Annotated in this window: 27 protein-coding genes; 15 read left to right on the top strand and 12 right to left on the bottom strand. The window is 48.0% G+C overall.

The genetic code is table 11. The features are described from left to right. The first annotated feature begins 210 nt into the window (after window positions 1-210). A complete protein-coding gene (locus FTU86_RS06810; RefSeq protein WP_016658512.1) occupies window positions 211-2,034 on the top strand; it encodes an acyl-CoA dehydrogenase C-terminal domain-containing protein in 1,824 nt (607 codons plus the stop codon). A gap of 91 nt (window positions 2,035-2,125) precedes the next feature. Here FTU86_RS06810 and hemW read toward each other — a convergent pair whose 3' ends face one another. Next, window positions 2,126-3,280, bottom strand: a complete 1,155-nt coding sequence (gene hemW / locus FTU86_RS06805; RefSeq protein ID WP_180036554.1) for a radical SAM family heme chaperone HemW — start codon at window positions 3,278-3,280, stop codon at window positions 2,126-2,128. A 127-nt stretch (window positions 3,281-3,407) separates the two neighbouring features. Here hemW and FTU86_RS06800 point away from each other — a divergent pair, with 127 nt between their 5' ends. The 4 genes from FTU86_RS06800 to FTU86_RS06785 all read left to right on the top strand — a co-directional run bounded on the left by FTU86_RS06800 (window position 3,408) and on the right by FTU86_RS06785 (window position 7,076). Further along, window positions 3,408-3,866: a DMT family transporter gene (locus FTU86_RS06800; RefSeq protein WP_034598237.1), complete on the top strand. Its 459-nt coding sequence runs from the start codon at window positions 3,408-3,410 to the stop codon at window positions 3,864-3,866. A gap of 91 nt (window positions 3,867-3,957) precedes the next feature. After that, entirely contained in the window at window positions 3,958-5,256 is a 1,299-nt protein-coding gene (locus FTU86_RS06795; protein WP_075168245.1) for an MATE family efflux transporter, read from the top strand. A gap of 155 nt (window positions 5,257-5,411) precedes the next feature. Continuing rightward, window positions 5,412-6,710 (top strand): AarF/ABC1/UbiB kinase family protein, encoded by a 1,299-nt coding sequence (locus FTU86_RS06790; protein ID WP_016658508.1) that lies wholly within the window; start codon window positions 5,412-5,414, stop codon window positions 6,708-6,710. Between the two features lie 108 nt (window positions 6,711-6,818). Continuing rightward, entirely contained in the window at window positions 6,819-7,076 is a 258-nt protein-coding gene (locus FTU86_RS06785; protein ID WP_016658507.1) for a type B 50S ribosomal protein L31, read from the top strand. Window positions 7,077-7,182: 106 nt separating this feature from the next. On the opposite strand, the gene crcB is transcribed toward FTU86_RS06785, so the two are convergent. After that, the gene (crcB, locus tag FTU86_RS06780; RefSeq protein ID WP_127799299.1) at window positions 7,183-7,563 is read right to left on the bottom strand and encodes a fluoride efflux transporter CrcB; all 381 of its coding nucleotides are present in this window, start codon (window positions 7,561-7,563) and stop codon (window positions 7,183-7,185) included. A 171-nt stretch (window positions 7,564-7,734) separates the two neighbouring features. On the opposite strand from crcB, the gene FTU86_RS06775 reads away from it, so the two are divergent. After that, window positions 7,735-8,067 (top strand): HopJ type III effector protein, encoded by a 333-nt coding sequence (locus tag FTU86_RS06775; protein ID WP_035363454.1) that lies wholly within the window; start codon window positions 7,735-7,737, stop codon window positions 8,065-8,067. Window positions 8,068-8,125: 58 nt separating this feature from the next. Here the strand turns inward: FTU86_RS06775 and FTU86_RS06770 are convergent, their stop codons facing one another. Both FTU86_RS06770 and FTU86_RS06765 read right to left on the bottom strand, forming a co-directional pair. Beyond that, window positions 8,126-8,545, bottom strand: a complete 420-nt coding sequence (locus FTU86_RS06770; protein ID WP_257224390.1) for a protease inhibitor I42 family protein — start codon at window positions 8,543-8,545, stop codon at window positions 8,126-8,128. A gap of 55 nt (window positions 8,546-8,600) precedes the next feature. After that, window positions 8,601-9,134 carry a hypothetical protein gene (locus FTU86_RS06765; RefSeq protein ID WP_370459245.1) on the bottom strand — a complete coding sequence of 178 codons (534 nt, stop codon included), beginning with the start codon at window positions 9,132-9,134 and terminating at the stop codon, window positions 8,601-8,603. 200 nt (window positions 9,135-9,334) lie between these two features. Here FTU86_RS06765 and FTU86_RS06760 point away from each other — a divergent pair, with 200 nt between their 5' ends. Continuing rightward, window positions 9,335-9,961, top strand: a complete 627-nt coding sequence (locus FTU86_RS06760; protein ID WP_180048353.1) for a class I SAM-dependent methyltransferase — start codon at window positions 9,335-9,337, stop codon at window positions 9,959-9,961. 6 nt (window positions 9,962-9,967) lie between these two features. On the opposite strand, the gene FTU86_RS06755 is transcribed toward FTU86_RS06760, so the two are convergent. Both FTU86_RS06755 and FTU86_RS06750 read right to left on the bottom strand, forming a co-directional pair. Next, window positions 9,968-10,558 (bottom strand): hypothetical protein, encoded by a 591-nt coding sequence (locus tag FTU86_RS06755; protein ID WP_373684793.1) that lies wholly within the window; start codon window positions 10,556-10,558, stop codon window positions 9,968-9,970. Between the two features lie 25 nt (window positions 10,559-10,583). Next, window positions 10,584-11,051: a Holliday junction resolvase-like protein gene (locus tag FTU86_RS06750; protein ID WP_005180383.1), complete on the bottom strand. Its 468-nt coding sequence runs from the start codon at window positions 11,049-11,051 to the stop codon at window positions 10,584-10,586. Between the two features lie 119 nt (window positions 11,052-11,170). Between FTU86_RS06750 and FTU86_RS06745 the strand changes: the two genes are divergently transcribed. The 4 genes from FTU86_RS06745 to FTU86_RS06730 all read left to right on the top strand — a co-directional run bounded on the left by FTU86_RS06745 (window position 11,171) and on the right by FTU86_RS06730 (window position 14,316). After that, entirely contained in the window at window positions 11,171-11,815 is a 645-nt protein-coding gene (locus tag FTU86_RS06745) for a ParA family protein (RefSeq protein WP_180048354.1), read from the top strand. 136 nt (window positions 11,816-11,951) lie between these two features. Further along, window positions 11,952-13,079, top strand: a complete 1,128-nt coding sequence (locus FTU86_RS06740; RefSeq protein WP_162182848.1) for an AI-2E family transporter — start codon at window positions 11,952-11,954, stop codon at window positions 13,077-13,079. A gap of 105 nt (window positions 13,080-13,184) precedes the next feature. Continuing rightward, window positions 13,185-13,730 carry a superoxide dismutase family protein gene (gene sodC / locus FTU86_RS06735; protein WP_104489504.1) on the top strand — a complete coding sequence of 182 codons (546 nt, stop codon included), beginning with the start codon at window positions 13,185-13,187 and terminating at the stop codon, window positions 13,728-13,730. 286 nt (window positions 13,731-14,016) lie between these two features. Next, window positions 14,017-14,316, top strand: a complete 300-nt coding sequence (locus FTU86_RS06730) for a DUF3817 domain-containing protein (RefSeq protein ID WP_045795347.1) — start codon at window positions 14,017-14,019, stop codon at window positions 14,314-14,316. Window positions 14,317-14,428: 112 nt separating this feature from the next. Here FTU86_RS06730 and FTU86_RS06725 read toward each other — a convergent pair whose 3' ends face one another. The 3 genes from FTU86_RS06725 to FTU86_RS06715 form a co-directional block, all read right to left on the bottom strand. After that, window positions 14,429-15,658, bottom strand: a complete 1,230-nt coding sequence (locus tag FTU86_RS06725; protein WP_180048355.1) for an MFS transporter — start codon at window positions 15,656-15,658, stop codon at window positions 14,429-14,431. 232 nt (window positions 15,659-15,890) lie between these two features. After that, on the bottom strand, window positions 15,891-16,262 hold the full coding sequence (locus FTU86_RS06720; protein WP_180048356.1) for a hypothetical protein: 372 nt from the start codon (window positions 16,260-16,262) through the stop codon (window positions 15,891-15,893). A gap of 152 nt (window positions 16,263-16,414) precedes the next feature. Then, window positions 16,415-17,824 carry an FAD-binding oxidoreductase gene (locus FTU86_RS06715; RefSeq protein ID WP_045795292.1) on the bottom strand — a complete coding sequence of 470 codons (1,410 nt, stop codon included), beginning with the start codon at window positions 17,822-17,824 and terminating at the stop codon, window positions 16,415-16,417. A 354-nt stretch (window positions 17,825-18,178) separates the two neighbouring features. Here FTU86_RS06715 and serA point away from each other — a divergent pair, with 354 nt between their 5' ends. The 3 genes from serA (at window position 18,179) to FTU86_RS06700 (ending at window position 21,543) form a co-directional block, all read left to right on the top strand. After that, window positions 18,179-19,411, top strand: a complete 1,233-nt coding sequence (gene serA, locus FTU86_RS06710; RefSeq protein ID WP_005180397.1) for a phosphoglycerate dehydrogenase — start codon at window positions 18,179-18,181, stop codon at window positions 19,409-19,411. Window positions 19,412-19,648: 237 nt separating this feature from the next. Then, the gene (locus tag FTU86_RS06705) at window positions 19,649-20,524 is read left to right on the top strand and encodes a DMT family transporter (RefSeq protein WP_005180400.1); all 876 of its coding nucleotides are present in this window, start codon (window positions 19,649-19,651) and stop codon (window positions 20,522-20,524) included. A gap of 146 nt (window positions 20,525-20,670) precedes the next feature. Further along, entirely contained in the window at window positions 20,671-21,543 is an 873-nt protein-coding gene (locus FTU86_RS06700; RefSeq protein WP_034598244.1) for a DMT family transporter, read from the top strand. Between the two features lie 69 nt (window positions 21,544-21,612). Here FTU86_RS06700 and FTU86_RS06695 read toward each other — a convergent pair whose 3' ends face one another. From FTU86_RS06695 to truB, 3 genes are all read right to left on the bottom strand, one after another. Then, complete coding sequence (locus tag FTU86_RS06695; RefSeq protein ID WP_075168265.1) at window positions 21,613-22,071, bottom strand: hemerythrin domain-containing protein; 459 nt, start codon at window positions 22,069-22,071, stop codon at window positions 21,613-21,615. A 159-nt stretch (window positions 22,072-22,230) separates the two neighbouring features. Continuing rightward, window positions 22,231-22,998, bottom strand: a complete 768-nt coding sequence (locus tag FTU86_RS06690; protein WP_180048357.1) for a TSUP family transporter — start codon at window positions 22,996-22,998, stop codon at window positions 22,231-22,233. 36 nt (window positions 22,999-23,034) lie between these two features. After that, window positions 23,035-23,940, bottom strand: a complete 906-nt coding sequence (gene truB, locus FTU86_RS06685) for a tRNA pseudouridine(55) synthase TruB (protein ID WP_180048358.1) — start codon at window positions 23,938-23,940, stop codon at window positions 23,035-23,037. A gap of 149 nt (window positions 23,941-24,089) precedes the next feature. On the opposite strand from truB, the gene FTU86_RS06680 reads away from it, so the two are divergent. Next, the gene (locus tag FTU86_RS06680) at window positions 24,090-25,118 is read left to right on the top strand and encodes a lipase secretion chaperone (RefSeq protein ID WP_180048359.1); all 1,029 of its coding nucleotides are present in this window, start codon (window positions 24,090-24,092) and stop codon (window positions 25,116-25,118) included. The last annotated feature ends 138 nt before the right edge of the window (window positions 25,119-25,256 follow it).

The following is a 25,256-nucleotide window of genomic DNA, read 5'->3' as shown; positions in this document are numbered from 1 at the left end:
AATTTAAATAAATAGAATACAAAAAACAGTGGTGACAAGGGCAGGATTTTCTCCTAAATTAGAACTGATCCCACGTCTATAAGATTCTATTGATTCGCTTTTCTGACATTTTTAACTGAATTCAACATCAATGTATTTTGATGCGCAGTGTGAATAATCAAACTATCCGATCAGATAATCCAAAACTATTTTTAAATCAGGATTAATGTTATGCCAGCATATAAAGCGCCTTTACACGACATTCGTTTCTTAATGAATGAAGTGTTTGACTATCCAGCACATTATCAAACTTTGTCTAACGGTGAAGCAGCAGATCCAGAAACAGTCGACATGATTCTCGAAGGGGCGGCTGATTTTTGTGAAAATGTCCTCTCTCCTTTGAACCAGACCGGCGACCAGGAAGGCTGTCATTTTGAAAATGGCGAAGTGAAAACGCCAAAAGGCTTTAAAGAAGCCTATGACCAGTTTGTGCAAAGCGGCTGGCAAGGTCTGTCTTATCCAGAACAGTACGGCGGTCAAAACCTGCCAATGTCGTTAAACCTGATCAAATCTGAAATGATGGGCACCGCCAACTGGTCATTTCAGATGTATCCGGGTTTAAGTGTGGGCTGTATCAACACCATTATCCAGTACGGTACAGACGAACAAAAAGATACCTATCTGCCGCATCTGGTGGCAGGCACCTGGTCAGGAACCATGTGTTTGACCGAGCCACAATGTGGTACTGACTTAGGTCAGGTGAAAACCAAAGCAGAACCGCAAGCCGACGGCACTTATGCCATTTCAGGCACCAAAATCTTTATTTCTGCCGGCGAACATGACCTGACCGAAAATATTGTCCATATTGTCTTGGCGCGTTTACCGGATGCTCCGGCCGGTACCAAAGGTATTTCCCTGTTTATCGTACCGAAATTCCTGCCATCTGCAGACGGTGGCGTGGGTGAGCGTAACCCAGTGACCTGTGGTTCAATTGAACACAAAATGGGGATTCGCGCGTCGGCAACCGCGGTGCTGAACTTTGACAATGCGGTGGGTTATTTAATTGGCGAACCAAACAAAGGCCTGCATGCCATGTTCACCTTTATGAATACTGCCCGTATTGGTACCGCGATTCAGGGGATCTGTCATGCGGAACTGGCCTTCCAGGGTGCTTTACCGTATGCCAAAGAACGGATGTCAATGCGTGCCCTGTCCGGTAAAAAAGATCCGGAAAAAGTGGCCGATGCCATTATTCACCATGCCGATGTGCGCCGTATGCTGCTGACGCAAAAAGCTATTGCTGAAGGTGGTCGTGCCATGATTTATCATGCCGCACAAATTGCCGACAAAATGACCGATGCACTGGAGCGTGGCGATACCGCTGCCTTTGAACAGCATGATGATCACCTCGGTTTCTATACTCCAATTCTAAAAGGCTTCCTGACTGAAATGGGCTATGAAGCCGCCAACCATGGCATGCAGGTTTATGGCGGTCATGGCTATATCAAAGAATGGGGCATGGAACAGATTGTACGTGACTCGCGTATCTCGACCCTGTATGAAGGCACCACCGGTGTACAGGCGCTTGACCTGATTGGCCGTAAAGTACTGCTGACCTCAAAAGGTAAAGTGATTCGTGACTATACCGCAGAAATTCTGAAATTCTGTGGTCAGCATGCCCGCAATAAATACATGCGCCGTTTTGCCTGGGACTTAACCAAGCTATGCGCGCAGTGGAATGCCCTGACGGTACGCATCATGCTGGCAGCACGTAAAGACCGCGACATCGTCTCAAGTGCCTCTGTCGACTTCCTGATGTTCTCGGGTTATGTGATGATGGCTTACTTCTGGGCACAGCAGGCGGCCGTTGCATCGGCCAAACTGGCATCGAATGATGGCGCAGAAACCCCAGAGTTCTACAAAGCGAAAATCAAAGTGGCAGATTTCTACTTTGAACGCTTATTGCCACGTACCCAAGGTCATGCCGAAGCGATGGTCAATCCATCTAAAACCATGACTGCATTAGCACCAGAACATTTTAGCTTCGACTACTAAGTCAAAGCCCCAAAAAGAAAAGACCGCGCAAGCGGTCTTTTTTATGGATGCTGTAAAAACAGTGAATATCCTAAGCGAAGGTTTTGGATTGTTATAAAAACTCTTCCAGCACCGAATTTAAAAACACATGCCCCTGTTCAGTACAGGCCAGCCGGCTGGCATCTTCCACCAGCAACTTGCGCTGACGTAGTGAGGTTAATACCGGTGCCAAATCATCCAGACTTAAACCGGTACGTTCTGCATAAAGTTTCGCATCGACGCCGGCATTCAGGCGCAGTGCATTCATCATAAACTCGAACGGCATCTCCTCAACGGTAATCCGTTTGAACTGTCCATGCTCGGCCGGCACCTTGGCCAGATAATCTTTTGGCAGACGGGTTTTCTGGAAACGGTATACCCCATCTGGTCGGGTGACTTTGCCATGTGCGCCAGCGCCAATCGCCAGATAATCGCCAAATTGCCAGTAATTCAAATTATGTGCCGAAGGTCGCTCTTTACGCCACGCCGACACTTCATAATTGATAAAACCATTGGCCTTTAAATAGGCCTCACCCTGTTCCTGAATCGTTTCCAGCACTTCATCGACCGGTAATACCGGCTGGGTGCGGAAAAACACGGTATTCGGTTCAATGGTCAGCTGATACCAGGAAATATGGGTTGCACCCTGCTCGACCGCCAGTTTTAAATCATTTAAGGCCTGTTCTAAAGTCTGCTCCGGCAAACCATGCATCAAATCGACATTAATGCGCTGAAAGCCGGCCTCACGCGCCAAGTGAATCGCTGAAAGCGCATCGCTCTGGCTATGAATCCGGCCCAGTTTTTTTAGATGATCGCTATTAAAACTTTGTACCCCAATTGACAGGCGGTTAATTCCCGCTGCCAGATAACCGGCAAAAGGATCATGTTCAATGGTGCCCGGATTGGCCTCTAAGGTAATTTCGCAATCGTCTTGAAACGGAAACAGCGCTTTAAGCTGTGTAAACAGCCATTGATAACCGACTGCTGAAATCAGCGATGGGGTCCCACCGCCAATAAACACACTGTGAATTTCACGGCCCTGGGCAAATTCCAGCTGCGTATTAAAATCGGCGACCAAGGCCTGTAAATATTGCTGTTCTAAATCCAGTGACAGTTTGCCATCCGGGACGGCATGCGAGTTAAAGTCACAATACGGACACTTGCGCACGCACCACGGCATGTGAATATAAAGGGACAAGGGAACAGACGCAGGATTCAATTCAGCCAAGGAACAAGCTCAAAAACAGCAAAGGAAGATGCTTATTTTAACATGACTGCATCAGGACACCGATAAAATCTCACAGCGAATACCGCTACACTAGAAAAAATTACAGAAGAATTAGCGTGTTAGAATGATGAAAATATCTTCGCAATTACTGCTTTTAATGCCACTGGCCATGGGGATCGGGATTGCCATGACCCTGCAAACCGCCATCAATACCCAGCTACGCGAATATTTATATTCTCCTTTGCAGGCTGCCCTTTTCTCGTTTTTGATTGGTACAATAGTGCTGGCTATTTTGGTGTTTTTTCAACAGGTTCCCAAACCCAATCTGCACGAGATCGTCCATTTGCCCTGGTATATGTGGCTGGGCGGCGTGTTAGGGGTCTATGCCATCAGTTTAAGTATTTATGCAGCACCGAAACTCGGCTATCTCACCCTGACCGGTTTAATCCTGTTTGGTCAGATTGCCATGTCGATGCTGGTCGATCATTTTGGTGTCCTGGGCACAGAAAAAGCACCCATCAACTGGCAACGTCTTCTGGGTGGCGTGGTGATTTTTATAGGTGTGCTTCTCACTTTACAACGCTAATCGCTCTGTTCTAAGCACATGATGAATATGGGTAATAACTGTGGCTACGCTTGGCAGCACACGTTTTGAATTAAAACAACTGTTCCGTTTAATGATTCCGATTCTGGTGACGCAATTTGCCCAGGCCGGTCTGGGGCTAATTGATACCATTATGGCCGGTCAGTTTTCACCGACCGATTTAGCCGCAATTGCAGTCGGTGTGGGGCTGTGGCTTCCGGTGATGCTGCTGTTTAGCGGCATCATGATTGCCACCACGCCGCTGGTGGCCGAGGCCAATGGTGCGCGTACACCGGAAAAAATTGCCACCATTGCCCGGCAATCGTTATGGGTGGCGTTTATTTTGGGCTGGATTGCCTGCCTGATTTTACAGCTGGCACCGCTGTTATTGCCGCTGCTTGGAGTACCAGAAAGCCTGCAACCCAAAGCCGGACTGTTTCTGCATGCCATTGGGTTTGGTATGCCGGCGGTGACCATGTATGCTGCGCTACGTGGCTATTCCGAGGCGCTGGGTTATCCACGGCCGGTAACGGTCATCAGTCTGCTGGCGCTGGTAGTACTGGTGCCGTTGAACCTGATCTTTATGTATGGTTTAGGGCCGCTGCCTGAACTGGGCAGTGCCGGCTGCGGCTTTGCCACGGCCATTTTACAGTGGCTGATGTTTATTACCCTGGCGCTGTACATTTCCAAAAGCAGCGCCTACCAAAGCACCCAGATTTTCACCCGCTGGGAACCCATCGACCGTTACTGGATGAAACGGATTTTAATGCTCGGCCTGCCGATTGGTTTGGCAATTTTCTTTGAAGTCAGTATTTTCAGTACCGCAGCCATCGTGATTAGCCCCTTAGGGGAAACGCTGGTAGCAGCACACCAGATTGCCATGTCGGTGACCTCACAGCTGTTTATGATTCCGATGTCTCTAGCCATTGCACTGACCATCCGCATTGGCACCTATTATGGTGAAAAAAACTGGGCTGCCATGCGCCGCGTGCAGTATTTGGGGCTGATTACCGCAACCCTGCTGGCCTTTATGACCATGAGTTTTATGTGGCTGTTCCGTCCGGAAATTATTTCGATTTATACCTCGGATGTCGATGTGGCACAGGTGGCGATGTATCTGCTGCTGTTTGCAATTGCCTACCAGCTAATGGATGCCTGGCAAATTAGTGCAGCCGGCTGTTTGCGCGGTATGCAGGACACCAAAGGCCCAATGTGGATTACCATGCTGGCCTACTGGGTCATTGCCTTTCCGGTCGGGGTATACTTTTCCCGCTTTGGCAGCATGGGCGCCGCCGGGGTCTGGGTCGGCCTGATTGTCGGCTTGAGCGTGGCCTGTGTACTGTTATTGATCCGGTTGTATATGAACAACCAGCGCCTGAGTCAAAGCAGCTAAGCGATTCGCCTCTCATCATCTTTAGCCGGCTATTACCGCCGGCTTTTGATGTGCAATATTTAGTGAATTTGCTTATTAACAATTTAAAGTAGGCTTTTCACCCAACTGCCGGTATGCTCAAGGCAGATAGTCAAGATGATCTTAAGGAACCTCGCATGGCAAAAACGGCTAGTACACCGGGTCGTCGCTTTATGAAACTGGCCAGTATGACCGCCAGTATCGCCACCAAAACTGTTTCCAATTCAATTAAAAACTTTTCTGCCGATGATGAGCAGAAAAATGCCGCACGCAGCAAACTGTTTCAGGATATTGGCATCCAGATTGCCGATACCTTGGGAGAAATGAAAGGCGCGGTCATGAAAGTGGGGCAAATTGCCTCGCAATATAAAGATATTTTCCCACCAGAAGTGGCGCGGGCCATCAGCAAATTACAACGTCAGGCACCACCCATGCCTTTTGCCGAAATTCAGGCACAAATCGAAAAAGAACTGGGCAAGCCCCTCGCGCAGATTTTCCAGCATTTTGATGAAACCCCATTTGCCGCCGCGTCCATTGGCCAGGTACATAAGGCAATTTTGCCGACGGGTGAACAGGTGGTAGTGAAAATCCAGTATCCGGGTGTCGATGAAGCCTGTGAAAGTGACCTGAAACAGGTGCGTCTGGCCTTGCGTTTAATGGGTGTGTTAAAAATTGACCGCAAATTGCAGGACAAACTGTTCCAGGAAATTCAGGACAGTCTGGACAATGAGCTGAACTACCAGATTGAAGCACAAAACCTGGAAGTGGCGCGTACCTTCCATCAGGCGCTGGACAGTAAAATTATTATTCCACAGGTCTTTAAGGACTATTCGACCCGGCATATTTTAACGTTAAGTCTGGAACAGGGTGACAGTATTGAAACCGCCAGCCAGTGGCCACTGGCGACCCGGAATGAACTGGGACGCCGGCTGTTTCGCGCTATTGGTCAGGAAATTTTCTATCTCAAGCGTTTCCACTGTGACCCGCATCCGGGTAACTTTGCCTTCCGTGAAGATGGCAGCGTGATTATTTATGATTACGGCGGTGTGAAGACCTTGTCCAATGACATTGTGCAGCATTTTAAAGCGCTGATTCAGGCCGGCCGTGCCCAGAATATTGCCTTAATGGAACAGGAACTGACTGCCCTGCACTCCCTGTCCGAGCAAGGCAAATTCCCGCCAGAACTGTATCAGGCCTGGCTGGAAGTGCTGATGCGCCCTTTGACCACCGATTATGATTTTGCCGAAAACTCGGCCCATCATGATGGTATGGAACTGATGAAACCCTCGTTAAAATATTGGGATGTATTCAAGCCATCACCCGATACCTTAATGGTCAACCGTACGGTATCGGGTCATTACTGGAATCTGATTCATTTAAAAGTGCATGACAATTTAAATGATCTGTTTGAAGAACTGGTTCCACCACACGCTTAAACCATATATTAAAAACCACGCTGAGCCCGAATGACCCATTCGGGCTGACTTTACTTTTTATTTGTTACGTTATAACATTACAATATTCAGCAAACATGAGGAATTGTTATGCGTCCAGAGATCCATCCCGAATATCAGGAAGTGCTGTTTCACGACACCAATGCCGATGCCTATTTTATTATTGGCAGCACCCTGAAGCCGCAGCAGACCAAGGAATATCAGGGCAAAATCTATCCCTATATGACTTTAGATATTTCCAGTGCTTCGCATCCGTTTTATACCGGTGAGCAACGTCAGGCCAGCAATGAAGGCCGTGTCGCCAGCTTCAATAAACGCTTTGCCCGCTTTAAACGCAGCAAGGACTAAGCCACGCAGTAGCAAAAAATTGGCATACACATCCTTTATGAAGTCTAGACCTTTATCTCCAGCTAGGCTTCATTTTTTTATTTTATGCAGTTGATTTTCCTGTTTTTTATTTCGTATTTAATAGCACCTGAAACAGATAAAAACCCACCGCCAGACAGAGCACACCCAAAATCACACTTGAGATCACATACATTAACGCCACGCTGGTGTGTCCCTGTTTCAGCAATTGAAAGGTTTCCAGCCCAAAACTGGAAAAGGTGGTAAAGCCGCCTAAAATACCCACCATTAGAAACAGTCGAAGCTCCTGTTGTAGTACCGGGAACTTTTGGCTGAAGGCAAAGAATATTCCGGCAGCAAAACAGCCGAGCAGATTCACCGACCAGGTCGGCCAGGGAAATAACACACTGGGCTTAAATAGCCACAAACTTAGGCCATAGCGCAGACTCGCCCCGATTGCTCCACCCAATGCCACCCAAAGCCAATTCATGTTGTGTTAATTCCCATGTGTATAACTGCCATTTTATCCACAAGTTGGGCCAAAGTGCAGATTTTTCATCTAATGGGTGCAAAAATTGAGGCCGAAATAAGCTAAACCCCTGCGAAAAAACATGCTATTGTCGCAGGGCTTTTACCAATTTTTCTATGGATTGAGAACATGATGGCTCAAGATTTATTGGCCCAGCTGCATGCAGGCAAAGCGAACTTTGCCGATGTGATTGCCTATATTGATGCACGTTATACCCACACGCCAACTGCGTTTAGCAATGGCCAGCAACACAATGCCGCCACCGAAAACCAGGGCAGTGCCAAAGTACTGAGTTTTGCCAAATTAAATGGCTTAGACCACGCGCAAACCTTAAGCTTGTTTGCTGAACACTATGCGGCGGTACTGGCCACGCCTGAAGCCACCGATCACCAGAATATCCGCCAGTTTATGCAGCAAGGTTGGGCTGGTGTACAGTTTGAAGGCGAAGCGTTGACAGCCAAATAAGCCGTAAAAAAACAAAAACCTCTAAAACAGAGGTTTTTTTATGCCTGATGTTCAGGTTTTAAGCCACGCGCACCCGGCATTTCCATTCTGCCAAGGGAAGCGGTTCTCCCGCCCTGGCCTGTTTTAAATGAATCAGTCCTTCGCCCACCTGAAGCGCGTGAAAACGAAAGGTTTTTTCTCCAGCCGCATTTAACTGCGCAGAGTCATGCTGAGCATTTTCTGCATCCGCGTGTAGATACAAGGTTTCCAGCTTAAAGATGGACGGATGTTGCATCACCGACCAGTGATAGCCGGTGGCTGGATTTTCTGCCAGACGCAATTCCAGAGTTTCCCCGATCTTTAAATTTAACAGTGCCGGACATTGCTGATCGGCATGATAAACATGAGTACCATCGACCGGGGTACTGACACTGCCACAACCGCTGAGGGTCAACAGCCCCAGCCAGCTACAGAGAATGAGCGTCTTGCTATGATTCATCCACCTATGATTCATCGACATTCCCCTGCCGCTACATTTTACCCATCAGGCCACATTAACTGCGTTTTACTTTTTCAATCCACTGGATTGAACTGACCCGAAACACTTCACAGGCACCATCGCCGGTATCGGTCGGGGTGAGTGATGACGTCCAGACCATATCTTTGTCTTTAACTTCCACCAGTTCCCCGCTTAAACGCACCAGATCACCACGTTTGACCTGCTTGATCTGTTTGGCAATGTTCGGATTGGCTGGAATGATGTGCATATTGGAAACCATCTGCATGGCCTGCTCTGCCGGCACCGGTAAACGATCCATTTTCCAGTTTAAATAGCGGTCGTACTGATTTACCGTAATATGCCGGGCAATTTCCGGCTCTGCAAACAGGCCCCAGCTCACGGCATAATCAATCGGAGAAAACTTGGCCTGCTCATCATCGGTATAGGTTTTTGAACCTAAAATCCGGAAATCGCCACGAAAGGACTGCAAGACCGAAATCGACTGATCGGCAGATGCCGGCGCTAACCCTTTGGCAATATTATAGTCGACCGATGCCATGGCACTGGTCTGTAACAGGGCGGCCGTCATAAGCGAAATAAGTCCAAAACGCAGCTTCATGAGATTCTTAGATCCTTCAGTCAGAACAGATATATCTTTGATGTTAATCGATGTTGATCAGCAGAAAATAAAGAAATGGTAAGAAAATGGTTATCTTTGGTCTCATTTTTGTCTTTGCCTGCGCGGCTCAGTTAAAATAAACATAGATTAAATAAAAATATGTGATTTCAATGCTTTATAAATTCTATCAACAGCATATTTTCCCACACCTGCTGAATCAGGTGATGCAGATGCCGAGCCTGATGGATTTACGCCGTGAATTGCTGCTGCCAATTGAGGGTGAGGTACTGGAGATTGGCTTTGGCACCGGGCTGAATTTACCCTTTTACCAAAATGTCGATGTGGTCTATGCGCTGGAGCCAAACCTGGAGATTTTCCAGCTGGCCGAAACACGGATTCGTGACAGTGCTATTCTGGTGGAGCATCTGGCTGGCAAAGCTGAGCAGCTGGATTTTGCCGATAATCGTCTGGAGCATGTAGTATCAACCTGGACCTTATGCAGCGTGCAACAGATTGAACAGTGTCTGGCCGAAATTTATCGGGTACTGAAACCGGGTGGTTGCCTGCATCTGGTCGAGCATGTACTGCATCCTGAAAATTTATATATTCAACGCTTGCAGCATCTACTCACGCCGCTACAAAAACGGCTGGCGGATGGCTGTCATCTCAACCGCGATCTGGCGCTGCTGTTACAGCAGGCCGGTTTTGAATTTCAGGAAAAATACGAGATAGATGCGGCCGGTATTCCGAAAATTGGCCAGCGGATGCTGCTGGCCCGTGTGCGTAAACCGGCTTAAACGCGGTTAATCCAGTACTTGAAGCTGCTGCACCCATACTATCCGGCAATTGTTCGCTGGTAGCGGGTAATGGTTGATCTGAAAATACTGCCCCGTGCTGACTGAACGCACCTTGACCCACTCGCCGCGCAGCACTATACGCTGCCCGGCTTTAACACGGCGCAGGCGCTGAGCAATCTGTTCGCTGGCAGCAATGGCGCTGATATTGAGCGTGTTGGCAATCACCTGTTGTGCTGCAAGCGGGCTAGTGGACGCCAACTGAAACTGATAGCAGCGCTGGGTCTGTTCAAAATCAACTGTTTTGGCCTGTTCTGATGAACTAAACACGTCTTTGGCCAGCAGCAGATCAATATTGCTGACATAGGCCAGATCATTAAAATGTCCCACCACCGGTGCAGCCGGATGAATCACCCGCCGGTCCGGACTGTAGTAGCGTTTTGCCACGACCTGATACTGCCCGGAAAAATCCCCTTCAGTTTCCAGCGCAAAGTTCTTTAACACCCCCGACTGCTGTAGATGCGGGATGGCACGAAAATATTCCGACCACAGCCAGATCATCAGAGCTAGTCCCGTCAGGCTGAGCAGTATTTTATTCACGAGAAAGTTCAGTCATCAAAAAAGGTTAATCCTCGAAATCAATACGGATGGTTTCAAAGCGCAGTCGCCCCTGCTGAATGGCTTCGGCAATGGCCTGCTGGCCTTTGGTCAGACGTGCGCCGCCACTTTTAATATCAATTAACACCACCTGAATATCCTCAGCCCGACCATCGCCATCCCGAAAGTCGGTATAGCCATCAAATACGATATAATCGACCGGATCGCCCAGAAATTTGGCATCGCTGGGCAAGTATTCAAATTGCGGCATAATCGGTGCCATCTGCTCGGCCATTTTCCCTTTGAGCACCGCGCGGCTGGTATTGACGCTGCGCTTTTGGGCCTGCGCCAGTGCCTGCTGATGTTCCAGCTCCAGCTCGGCAATATACTGTTCATATTCGGCCTTAATCCGGCCATTGCGGCTATGACTTAAAATGATGGTGGTCAGCACCACTCCTATTGCAGCGCCTATAAGCATTGCCATCCATATCGACATGGGGTTTTCCTGATTTTTTAAAATTTGCAAGCAGCGCTACGACTTTTGTCAACGGTCATCTCCAGCACATCAAACAATGATATGCTAGGGATGAGCAGAATAAAATCTTTAGTAGGGTCATGAAAACAATCTTAGTCGCCAATCAAAAAGGTGGATGTGGAAAAACCATTACCGCCATCAGTTTAGCTTCCGCCTTAGCCCAAAAAGGATATAAAGTCGCCCTGGCCGATGCCGATAACCAGAAATCTGCACGACAATGGTTAAAACAGCGTCCAGAAAGCGCCGCTCCCATTCAGAGTCTGGACTGGCGTCATGAAAAATCGGTCGGTGATGCGCCTAAAAATATCGAATACCTGATTATTGATGCGCCGGGGGCATTATCTGGTGATCAGGCCGAGCAGCTGATTAGTGAAGCGCATGCGATTATTACCCCGCTGCAGCCTTCCTTCTTCGATATTGATTCAACCCGCCGCTTTTTAAAGCATTTGCAGGAAATTAAACGGATTCGTAAAGGCAAGGTTCAGATTTTACTGCTAGCCAACCGGATCAAGGCCAACAGTGCCAGCTCCAAAGAAATTCGTGATTTCTTTGAAAAAATTGAACAGGAACCGGTGGCCTGGATTTCTGAACGTGCTGCCTATGGTCAACTGGCGATGCAGGGTTTAAGCGTGTTTGATAAAACCCAGAAAAATTACCTGACCATTCAAAATCAGTGGCAACCTGTCCTGAATGCGATTATTGATGATCCGGCCCAATGGTTCTAAGCGCCTAAGCGATTAAACGGCTTTTGCCTTTCCACTCCCGCTTCAATATTTAACAGAACTTACGCAGCGTTCATTTGCGAGCGCTGGGTTTTCAGTTAATATGCTTCAAGACCTTAGGAATGAGCCAGTGAACTCAGTGCAACAATACGCGCCCACTTTACAAAAAGTCTTGCTATTTGGACTATTTTTTGTCCTGATTTTTTTGAGCTTTCATGTCCTCAAATACTTTATTGTTCCTGTAGTTTGGGCCACTATTATTGCCTATATGACTTGGCCGCTGTATCAGTCGGTACAGCGCATGTGCGGTCCACGGCCGACCTTAAGTGCCACAATTATGATGATTCTGGTGACACTGGTAGTCGGTATTCCGTTGACCTTTGCGATTTTTATCTTGCAGCACGAAGGTCGTAACCTGTATTACGAATTACAGAAACAGGTCTTTTCCGGACATTTGAATGTGCCGGATTTTATCCGCGATCTGCCCTTTGTCGGTAAAGAAATTAGCCGTTCCTTACGTGAAATTAATGAAGATCCGAACAGCATCATTAATTCGATTTCAGTCTGGATTCAGGGCCATCTGAATTATGGCCGTTTCCTGCTCAGTGAAATTAGCCGCAATTTAATTAAACTCGGCTTTGCCATGCTGTCGCTGTTCTTCTTCTATCGTGATGGCCAGACCATTTTAAATCAGGTCAGTAAAGCGCTGGAAATGGTGATCGGACCACGTGTACACCATTATTTAGATACCATTTCTGAAACCACCCGTGCGGTGGTTTACGGGGTTGGCTTGACTGCAATTGCCCAGGCACTTTTGGCCGGGGTCAGCTACTTTGTGGCCGGGGTGCCAAACCCGATGGTATTGACCATTGTCACTTTCCTGTTTGCCCTGATTCCGTTTGGCCCACCGCTGGCCTATGGCTCGGTGGCACTGTGGCTGTTCTCGCAGGGGCAAACCATTGAAGCAATTGGGGTGATGGCCTGGGGCGTGTGTGTGGTTAGTACCGCAGATAACGTGATTCGCCCGCTGGTGATTTCTGGCGCCACCCAGATTCCATTCCTGCTGATCATGTTCGGGGTTCTAGGCGGCATTGCCAGCTTTGGCCTGATTGGCCTGTTTATTGGTCCGGTGATTCTGGCGGTCTTGCTGGCAATCTGGCGTGAATGGCTGCATGAAACCAATGAAGCCGAAGCTATGATGATGCCAAAAACCACCATGGCCTATGACCTGCCCGATGATCAGGGACCGGCTGCACCAAAAGGCTAAATTTCATTAAGAAACTTATACACGCCTGTACGCAAACTGCATTGTGTTGCCTCCTGAGCCTTGTTTGAATGAAGCCACATATTCGAATAAGACAGGATGCAAACCATGACCCCACTTTTTAAACTTGGTGCTTTATGTGCGTTTACCGCGCTGGTCGGAGTCGGCTGTACCACCACACCCGATACCGTGATTGGCGCCAGTAAAAACGTTGCCGTTAATGCGGTCTCTGCCCAAGGCATTGGCGCCCAGCTCGGTGAAGTCCAACTGACCGATAGTGCTGCAGGTCTGGTTATCCGTACCAATCTGACCCAGTTACCACCGGGTCCACATGGTTTCCATATTCATGAAAACGGCTCCTGCGCCCCAGCAGAAAAAGACGGTAAAATGCAGGCTGCACTGGCCGCAGGTGGCCACTTTAACCCGAATCAGGCACCTAACCATGGCAATCCATTAAGCGGCCATCTTGGTGATTTACCGGTCCTGAATGTGGCAGCCAATGGCACGGCACGTGTCACCCTACTGGCGCCGCGTTTGAAATTACAGGATGTACAAGGTCTGGCGCTCATGATTCATGCCGGTGGCGATAACTATGCCGATACGCCAAAACCGTTAGGCGGTGGCGGTGACCGGATCGCCTGTGGCGTGATCTAAACCCTGTGCGGATAAATCCCGACTTATCCACAGTTTTCTGATTTTTAAGGCACTTATCCATAGCGGTGAGTGCCTTTTTCTATGCCTAGATTAAACAGCAATCTAAAGTTTTAAAGTTAAATTTCTGGCTTTTATTTCAACATCAACAGCTTAGCAAAAACCAAGCACGATAGTCTGATTTATATTAAAAAACAAAAACTTAAAACCGGGCTGTGCACTAAAAAGCATGGCCCTCTGCGCCAATATTCGCTACACTGCAACTAGATCTATGGGGAAATTGCAGAGTATGAACATCCAAAGCTTGCGTGTGGTAGGTTTTTTAGAAGGTTTATCTTTTCTGGCCTTGCTGTTTATTGCCATGCCGCTGAAATATATATGGGGTAACCCGATTCTGGTGAAATACGTCGGCATGGGTCACGGCGTGCTGTTTATTGCCTTTCTGGTGGTGCTGTTTGTGGTCTGTGAAAAACAGAAATGGTCAATTCAGGTATTTTTAATGGGTGTGATTGCCTCGATTTTACCGTTTGGCCCGTTTATTTTTGATGCCAAACTGAAGAAAATGGCACAACCGCAGGTCGAAGTGTAACTTCTGACGGATCTGTGAATCAGGCATCCACCAGACCACTGTCTGCTGGATGCCTTTTATTTTGGCCTTTTAGCCACGTTATCTTATTTAAGATGCCAGATGATCAGCCCGCTTAAAACTGACCGCTTTCGGCACGTTCACGCATAATCTGTTTTAAGCCTAGCCGTGGATAAGCAAACCACAAGGCAATTAGGGCAAAACAGGACAGGCTATAAGCCCACAGTTCAAAATGACTGTAGAGCATGCGCACCAGTTCAATCACCACAAAAAAGCTCAGCATCATTAGCACAGAAGCAGTTGCGGCCACGGTCCCTTTCGATACCTCGGACGACATCAGGGCAAAACGGTAAATAATTGAAAAGCTGATGCCCTCGCCAAAGCTGATGAAAGTCATGCCCAGAATCAGACACCAGATTAAATAGTCCGGTATGAGCAGACCAAGAATTAACAGCAAGGTACCGACCAACATGAGTGGCAAGCCCATCAGCACAGTCTGTCCCAAAGCAAAACGGTCAATGATTTTCAGCAGCAATAGATTCCCGGCAATCAGCCCGCCCAACACCGGAAATTGGGCCAGACCATATTGCAGACTGCTCAGATTGAGCTGCTCCACCAGCATCACCGGCGACAAGGCAATCCATAACATCAGCGGCATACTTAAGAGCGGCAAGGCAAAGGTCATGGTCAGAAAACGGCGGTTTTTCAGTACCTGTTTAAAATCATCCCAGATATAGCCAATCGGCTGTTTTGGAATACTAAGCTGCTGCTCCGGCATTTTGGCTTTTAGTCCGAGCCAGCTTAAAGCCGCCAAAGCCGCAATCCCGATAAAGCCCCAATGCCAGGACACATGCTCAATCATAAAGGCACCCAACACCGGCCCGAGTAGCGGCGCCAGCAGCGATACATTGGCCATGAGTGCCATGACTTTAATTGCATCGCGTTCGGCAAAACTTTCCTGAATGGCGGCATAGCCCACTGCGGTAATCACCGACAGGCCAAAGCCCTGCAAAAAACGCAGCAATAAAAAGCTTTCGATGTTCTGGGTCAATAAAATCAGCAGGCAGGTCACCACAAAGAACAGTACCCCGCCCAGCAAGACTTTTTTACGGCCTAAACGGTCTGACAAAGGGCCTAAAATAGCCGCGACACAGGCACCGCCGAGCAGATAAAACGACATGGAAGATGCTGCCCAGGAACTGCTGACGCCAAAATCCTGGGTAATGGCGAGCATGGCCGGCTGTACCAGATCATTGCCGATATAGACTGAAAATTCGAACAGCACCAAAGCCAGCGGAAACATTAAGGTGGCGCGGGAGAGCGTTGTAGTTGGAGTGGTTTGCATAGCGCTCAAAAGCCTGCCAGATCAGCAGGCTGCAATCATAACAATGGGCGCAGTGTAGCAGAGTTTATTTTTAAAATCTGTGACTTTTCTGATGGGGAAATGCTGAACTTCCGGCAGCAACACTTAGCTAAAGCAGCTGAACGAAACCAGTATAAATCCCCGGTTTTAAAAACAGAAAAGCGTAGGGATTAGCTACGCTTTTCAATCACAATCATTAAAAGATTCAAGCGGATTAAGGACATACAGCCTTCTGGAAAGTCTTGGTATTTTTGCCGCGCAGACATTGATAGCTCTTTTCAGTTTTCACTTTTTCCCAGTCGCCATCGACCAGTTTAAAACTGTAAATGGTGCGAATCGAGCGTACCGAATCATCCATTAAACCGGTTTCAGTCACTTTAACCTGGGCCGCGGTCGGTGATTCGACATTATTAAAGAATTGACGCAGCTCGACTGTCGCCAGCTGTTTACGTAAATCTGGACGCTCTTTTAACACCTGTGCCAACGGTGTTTCGGCAGACGGTGTCACTTTAGACACAATATTCTGGGTGGTGGTACATCCTGTAACAGCAATCGCCAGTCCTGCCATTGCAGCGAAACGAAACATAACTCTATCCAAACTGATTCAACACTGTAAAAATGATGCCGGCTTTTTGCGCTTAACACTATGCACAGAATGTAATTTGAGCGAGAGTGCACATGATAAGTGCCATAAAAAAAGCGCATCCGGAGATGCGCTTTTTCATACTGTTGGCCTGATTACAGGTCGAATAATTTACCCGGGTTCATAATCCCATTCGGGTCAAAGACCTGTTTCAAGGCTTTCATATATTCGATTTCTTCAGCAGAACGCGAGTATTCCAGATATGGCTTTTTGGTCATGCCAACACCGTGCTCTGCAGAAATTGAACCGTCATATTTTTTCACGGTATCAAACACATACTTGTTCACCACCTGACATTTGGCAAAGAATTCATCTTTGCTTAAATCGGCAGGTTTCAGGATGTTCAGGTGCAGGTTACCGTCACCAATATGACCGAACCAGCAGATTTCAAAGTCCGGATAGTTCTCGGCCACAATCGCATCGATTTCTTTAATGAATGCCGGCACGTGGGTAATCAGCACTGAAATATCGTTTTTGTATGGAATAAACGGCGCAATCGATTCCGAAATATCTTCACGTAAACGCCATAAGCTTTCGACCTGATCCAGGCTTTGGCTGAGTACGCCGTCCAGCACCCAGCCCTGTTCCATACAGTGCTCAAAAATTTCCATTGCCTTGTCCATAATCGGTTCAAATGGCGCTTCAAATTCAAGCAATACATAGAATGGACATTCAGTTTCAAACGGACGCTGTACATGACCATTGGCCAGTACTTTCTGCATTGCCAGTTCACCAAAGAACTCAAATGCAGTTAAATCAATTTTGGCCTGGAAAGCGTGCAGCACAGGCATCACTGCATCAAAATCCGGTACACCCAGCACCATCACTTGCAGGTCTTGCGGTTGACGTTCCAGCTTGATTTCCGCTTCAGTGACGAGGCCTAAAGTCCCTTCACCACCAATGAATAAGTGTTGCAGTGCATAACCGGTGGCGTTTTTGATCATGCCTTTGTTTAAACGCAGCACATCCCCTTTACCGGTCACCACGGTTAAGCCCAGCACCCAGTTACGGGTCATGCCGTATTTAATGACTTTAATACCACCAGCGTTAGTACCAATGTTACCGCCAATTTGTGATGAACCGGCAGAGGCGAAATCGACCGGATAATACATCCCTTGCTCTTCGGCATAGTTTTGCAGCTGTTCAGTCACCACACCAGCCTGTACCCGTACCATGCGGTCTGCCGGGAAGAATTCCAGAATCTGGTTCATCTTGTCCATGCTGACCACGATTTCACCGTTGGCCGCTACCGCACCCGCAGAAAGACCGGTACGACCGCCCGATGGCGTGACTGCCACATTGAACTGATTGGCAAGTTTCACAATCGCTTGCACCTGCTCAGTGCTCGATGGAAAAACGATGACGGATGGGTTTGGATCAAAGTGCTTGGTATGATCTCGACCCCAATTCTGGAGGCTGTCCGCATCAGTTTTAATACGGTTTTCACCTACAATTGCAGTCAATTGGGTCAATAACTCTGGGGTTAAAGCGACTGGAGCATTCATCGTTTGCAGACCTGGCAAGAATTAAACAAGAAGAGATTTATCCGGACTGGCGCTGTACATTTTAAAGTCATGCCAAAGCACAGTAAAAGATAAAAAACGGGCAAGAAACCAACAGCCTGAGGCCGGTTTTTGCCGTCTGGGGCTATTATAAGCGATTTTTCTGTAAAACCTGAGAAAAACCATCATTTTGATAATATAGCTTTGAAAATACAGAGTTAATTCAACCAAAAATGAATCCTGCGTTTATATTTTCTACAGAAATAGCAGACCGATCAGCCATAAATGGAATGTATCTCCTGCCCGCTCCTATGATATGATACTGCCACTAAATTTGGCCTTTGTAGCGGAGCCGTAATGAGCCAACATCTTTCACTACCTAAAGATAAAATTCGTTTCCTGTTGTTAGAGGGCGTTCACCAAAATGCCATCGACACGTTAAATGCTGCCGGATATACCAACATCGACTACCGTAAAACTGCACTTGAGGGTGAAGCGCTGAAAGAAGCGGTCAAAGATGCACACTTCATTGGTATTCGTTCACGTACGCAATTAACTGAAGAAATCTTTGAAGCTGCGAACAAGCTGATCGCGGTTGGCTGTTTCTGTATCGGAACCAACCAAGTCGATTTAAATGCAGCCATGGTACGTGGTATTCCAGTATTTAACGCACCATATTCAAATACCCGTTCTGTTGCGGAACTGGTCCTTGCTGAACTGATTCTGCTGCTTCGTGGCGTACCAGCCAAATCGGCATCATGTCACCGCGGTGGCTGGGAAAAATCTGCAGCGGGTTCTTTTGAAACACGCGGTAAGACTTTAGGTATTGTGGGTTACGGTTCAATTGGTTCGCAACTGTCTGTGCTTGCTGAAAGCCTGGGTATGCATGTGATCTATTATGATGCAGTGACCAAACTGCCAATGGGTAATGCACGCCAGGTCGGTTCTTTGGCTGAATTGCTGGCCAATGCAGACGTGGTATCGCTACACGTGCCAGACGTTCCATCAACCCGTAACTTTATGGGCAAAGAACAGTTTGCACAAATGAAAGAAGGCGCGATCTTCCTGAATGCGGCACGTGGTACCTGTGTCATTATTGAAGATCTGGCAGATGCAATTAAATCAGGTCATCTGGCTGGTGCTGCGGTTGACGTATTCCCGAAAGAGCCGAAAGCCAATGGTGAAGAATTCGTTTCTCCACTGCGCGGTCTGGACAATGTGATCCTGACTCCACACGTGGGCGGTTCAACCATGGAAGCGCAAGCCAACATTGGTCTGGAAGTGGCTGAGAAATTTGTGGCTTATTCTGACAAGGGTATGACCCTGTCTGCAGTGAACTTCCCTGAAATTGCCTTACCATTGACTGAAGGTAAACACCGTTTACTGCACATTCATAAAAACATTCCAGGCGTATTGTCTAAAATCAACAACCTGTTTGCTGAGCAAGGCATCAACATTTCGGGGCAATCTTTAATGACCAAAGGTGATGTCGGTTATCTGGTGATGGATGTGGATGCAACTGCATCTCAAGAAGCACTGGATATGCTGCATGATGTTGAAGGCACTATCCGTGTACGTGTTCTGTTCTAATTTCAATTAGACAGTAACACCCAAAACCACAGCCCTTGCGCTGTGGTTTTTTATTTCCCGCTTCTAAAACAATACGCAATCCTTATTTCATGTTCTTTTGAAATCGTGAATGAGCCTTGTTTTATCTGCTGGCCACTTACGCAGCCACGACATGGAAGCGTCATCTGTTCATGCTATGCTAGCAGCTATTGATCTGTTGATGATCGCCCCTACTCTCCCAACCAGCCCATTCCAGTTATGTCGATACTTCAAAATGCGCCGCATCTCCGCGCTGTGCTGTTGTTGCTGATTGCCATGCTCAGCCTGCAAAGCAGCGGCTCGATGGCCAAACTGCTGTTTGATCAGTTCCCGATTCTGACCGTTTCTGCCATGCGGCTGCTGCTGAGCGCGCTGGTGCTGATGCTGATTTTTCAGCTCTGGAACATTCAGCCCAAAGCCATACGCTGGCCAGCGATTTTCAGCTACGGCGCAGCACTGGCCGGCATGAACATGCTGTTTTATCTGGCAATTGACCGCCTGCCACTGGGGATTGCGGTATCGTTTGAGTTTATCGGGCCATTAAGCGTGGCGCTGTTTTATGCCCGGCGCAAATTCGACTTTATTTGGGTCGGCCTCGCCATTGTTGGGCTGGTGCTGTTGTTTCCTTTTGATCAGACCGCGCAGCCGCTCGATGGTCTGGGCGTGTTGTTTGCCTTAGGCGCCGGTGCCTGCTGGGCCTTATATATTGTGGCCGGACAGAAACCATCGGGTGTATCCGGGAATCATACGGTCTGTCTGGGTATGCTAGTCGGTACCCTGATTTTATTACCCATTGCCTTATGGGATGGTCTGCCTGTTAGCGTATTTGAACCAGGCAATTTCATCTATTTTATTGCCTTGGCAGTTCTGGCCAGCGCCTTGCCCTTTAGTCTGGAAATGATTGCACTTCGCAACCTGACTGCACTCAGTTTCGGTACACTGATGAGCATGGAACCGGCCATTGCCGCGCTCTCCGGTTTTGTCTTTTTGGGCGAACAGTTACTCTGGAATCAATGGCTGGCCTTAAGCACCATTATTGCCGCCTCTATTGGCTGTACCTATACCGTACAGCAGCGTAAACAGCAGTCCAGTTAAGTAGAGTGGATCTGGCCAGACTGAGCCTCCTGCTGTGTAGTGCTGGAATTTATTTTGACCGGCTACTCATCAAAATTTAAGCAAATTGCTATAATCAGCAGCATCTCCCCAATATGCTGACACCTTCCGGTGTTGGTGGTGCGCTTATGCAAAATGCTCAACTGCTGTCGGTACTGTTCATGGTGCTGTCCATGACTTCGTACCAGATTAGTGCCTCCTTTGCCAAACAACTGTTTGAGGTGCTCGATCCGCTTACCGTGACCATTTTACGGTTGTGCTTTGCCGCCATTATTATCTGCCTGATGTTCCGTTCCTGGAAGATTATTTCCCGGCTGTCCTTTTTAAAATGGCGTGATCTGCTCTGCTATAGCGCGGCCCTGTGTCTGATGAATGTGCTGTTCTATATGTCGCTGGGCAAATTGCCGCAAGGGATTGCGGTTGGTCTGGAATTTATTGGCCCACTGGGACTGGCCCTGCTCTCGATTAAACAGCGTAGTGATTATATCTGGGTGCTTTTAGCCATTTTGGGAATTGCGCTGATGGTGCCCTGGGGACAGGCCAACAGTGACAATTTCTCAGTCTTTGGTGCCCTCTGTGCGCTGGGCGCCGGCTTTTGCTGGGCCCTCTATATTTATTTCGGGCAGCGCGTGGTACAGCAGAATATTGGCATGCATGCCCTCACCATTGCCATTAGTCTGGCTGCGCTGACCCTGTTACCCATTGGTCTGTATCACAATGCCGCGGCCCTGGTCGATACCCAATACTGGGGCAAAGCCATCGCCATTGCCATTTTGGCCACCGCCATTCCGTATGCACTGGACCTGAAAGCCTTACAGCATTTAAGCAAGCTCAGTTATGGCACCCTGTCCAGTTTATCGCCGGCACTGGCCGCGCTAACCGGTCTGGTGTTACTCGGTGAACAGATCAGCCTGTTGCAATGGGTCGCTTTATTCTGCGTGATGCTGGCCTCCGTGGGCGTGACTCTAAGAGCCAGCCGTAAGAAAGCTGTCAGCCCTTAAGCAAAAAGAGAGATCAAACAAGATGAATAAAAAGATGGCCAAGAGAGCCATCTTTTTTAAGTCCTGAATTTAGACCAGACTGTCTTTTTGAATGGCTTTATATTTGCCGTATTCATTTAAATACTGTTTGGCCAGCTCGGTTTTCTGGCGTTCTTCCAAAATTTTCCCAGCCTGCTGGAAAAAGCCATGTTCTTCTTCCTGCAAATGATGATGCACTTTTTCAGACAGCTGCTTGGCAATCGCCAGCCAGCCCGGATTGCTAAATTCGGTTTCGGTCAGTTTTTCCAGCAGCTCATCCATTTCATGATGTTCTGCCAGCGCATGCCGGGTAATGTTCAGCCCGGAATCGGTCATCATTAGTGGAATATAAAAATAACGGTCTTCGGCCACAGCATGGGCGAATAATTCATTTTTCAGTTGATCAAACAGCTCGCGGCGTTCTGGTGTATCCCCCGAGGTCTGGATTAAACGCTCGGCCAGATCACGCTGTATTTCATGGCTTTCACGTAGTGCTTCAAAAATATTCATGTTGTGATTACCCTTTCAAATGCCAAAATTTAAACACCCGACAACGGGTTGCATCATTATTGTTAAGCAGACAGGTTAGGCTAAGCATTCACTATACGCCAAGCTCGTGCGACGGTTCCTGCAGCAATTTGTATGGGAAATTTTAATAATGAGAATGATTTACAACCAGAACATCTGATAGGCCATACGTATAATCAGCACACTGACCAGGATCAGAAATACAATACGAATAAAGCCGCTGCCATATTTAAAGGCCAGACGCACCCCGACCAGAGAACCGGTAATATTGGCCAGCGCCATCATCGCCCCAACCATAAACAGCACATGACCAGTGGGAATAAAGAAACTTAATGCCGCCAGATTAGTCATAAAATTGGCAATTTTCGACAAGGCCGAGGCATGCAAAAAATCGACCTGTAAATAACGAATAAAATAGAAAATAAAAAAGCTGCCCGTGCCGGGGCCAAAAATACCATCATAAAAACCAATCAGCACACTGCCCAACGCCGCCAGGAGCAACATTTTGCGGTTTAAAGTCTGCTGCACATGCAGCTGGCCAAACTGCTTTTTCATGAAGGTGTAGATGGCAATCACGATCAGCATCAGCAGCACAAAGGGCCGCAAAATATCGGTCGGAATCATTGACACGCAGGCTGCGCCAACGAAAGAGCTGAGAAAGGCACATAGCCCGATCACGCCCAGCAATTTCCAGGACAGCTGCACTTTGCGTAAAAAAGAAAAGGCCGCCGAAGCAGTGCCACAAATGGAAGCCAGTTTGTTGGTGCCAAACACCGTGGCCGGCGCCAGTTGCGGCATTGCGCCCATAATCGCCGGAATCTGGATCAGGCCGCCACCACCAACCGCGGCATCAATTGCACCGGCACAGAAGGCAAAAATCACGAGGCTGATGACGATTTCAATATCCATATCGGGGCAATCCTGTGGCCTCAGTGCAAATGAAAATTAGAGATTCAGGACCCGTTTTGGTACCAGACGTTTTTTATCGGTAATTTCCGCCAGCCCTAAACATTTCTCGCCCTCAAATACCAATACCTGAGTTGCCGCCGCATGGTCAATATTACTTTCCATGCCGCGACAAAAATATTCGGCCCGGCCTTCTGGCACCTGTACCTGTGGAAAATGCTCAATCGGGGCATAAACCGGCAGCAACAGCGCTTCACGTTCGGCTTCGCTCAGGCTTTCCAGATAGTCCAGAGTGTAGCTTGGAATCAGATCAAAATGCCCGGTCTGAATACGGTGCAAATAGGTCAGATGCCCATAGCTGCCGAGCGCCTTGGCAATATCTTCACCGAGTACACGAATATAGGTGCCTTTGGAACAGGTCACATCCAAGGTGATACTATTGTCAGTAAACCCTAGCAGCTCCAGCGCATAAATGCTGATGGGGCGTGCATCCCGTTCAATTTCAATACCTTTACGGGCCAGCTCGTATAAGGGACGGCCTTCTTTTTTTAGCGCAGAATACATCGGTGGCACCTGCTGAATATCGCCAGTAAATTGCGCCAGGACGGTTAAAATGTTTTCTTCATTCAATGTCGGTACCGCAGCCTCTAACAGCACTTCACCTTCAACATCACCGGTGGTGGTGCTATGTCCCAATTGAATGGTGGTCTGGTAACGCTTGGTTGAATCCAGAAGAAAATGCGAAAACTTGGTCGCCTCGCCCAGACAGATTGGTAATAAACCAGAGGCCAACGGATCTAAAGCACCGGTATGTCCGGCTTTTTGCGCACGATACAGCCAGCGCACCTTTTGCAGTGCAGCATTCGAGCTGATACCCAGGGGTTTATTCAATAAAAATACGCCATGCACAGGACGACGCTGAATTTTAGGAGAAGATGCTTTCATGGCAAAAATCGGACAATTCTAAACTGCGCCATGGTAGCAATCTGAGCACAAGCTTTACAACTTTTCTATAAAACAATGTCATTTTTATGGCATATTGAGGCCGAACTGAAAACCTAAAATAAATACAATGGAAAAACAGGTGCATAGGAATGCAAAAACATAAATTATGGCTCTGGTTGGGCCTGATTACCGTGGCAGTGATGGGCATTATTTACTGGTTAATTCCCCATTCACCACCATCCCCCGGTCATGCACAGGCCGCCACAGCGCGTACATCTGCAACCTCGTCTCTACCCGTGAGCAGTCCAAACAGCTCTGCAACCCTGTCCTTTTTAAGTCCCAGTCAGCAGGATACTGAAATTAACTGCCAGTTACAGCTCGACTCAGGTAACCGGCTGATGGTCAATGAACAGACCCGCAACTGTTTTGAATATTTTATTACCCAATACGGCGAGAAAACCCTGGAGCAGATCCGTCAGGATTTTCAGCGTTATATCGCCCAGACTCATCAGGAACCGGCCTTGGGACAAATTCTGGATTTATGGCAGCGCTATCTGGATTATCGGGAGCGTTTGGGGGAATTGCAGCCGCCGCAACTGGATCCGGACAGTCCGCAATATTACCGCAGCATTTTTACTAGCATGAAAAACCTGCGTCAGCAGTTTTTCTCGGCCTATGAAATTGAGGGTCTGTTTGGGGTGGAAGATGTTTATCATGACTATACCCTGGAGCGCCTGAGTGTGATGGACAATAAACAGCTGTCCGAAGCAGAAAAAGCCCAGAAGTTAAAAGCCCTGTTTGAGCAGCTGCCGGAAGACTGGCAGGCCAATCTGGAACAGCTCAACAAGCTGGAAGATTTAAGAGTACTGACCGCAGAAATTAAAGCCCGTGGTGGCTCCAGTGCAGAACTGCGCCAGATGCGCCTGAATCTGGTCGGGCCTGAAGCCACGCAGCGTCTGGAACAGCTGGATGTCGAGCGCAGCCACTGGAAAACCCGTGTCACTCAATATTTAAATCAACGCGATCAGATTCTCAGTGCTGGCCTGAATGATGCCGCCAAACAGCAGGCGGTCGCAGAATTACGCCAGCAGTATTTTAACAATCCACAAGAACAGCTGCGGCTGGATACCTTTGAATCGGTGCACGATCAGGGCGGTAAACTGCCTTTTGCCGAATAACATCCTCTAAAGATGACTCATCCATCATTGCGGTAGATGGGTCTAGGTTTAACGTTCTGTTAAGCACCACCCCCCTCATTTTTTATCAATATCTCTGCCATTTCACGTGCACTTCATCGACCAGTTATCGGCAACTAC

The organism is Acinetobacter sp. YH12155 (assembly GCF_013418255.1).
Lineage (GTDB): Bacteria > Pseudomonadota > Gammaproteobacteria > Pseudomonadales > Moraxellaceae > Acinetobacter > Acinetobacter indicus.
The sequence above is the reverse complement of the archived record's forward strand: the minus strand, read 5'-3'. Positions and strand labels throughout refer to the sequence as shown.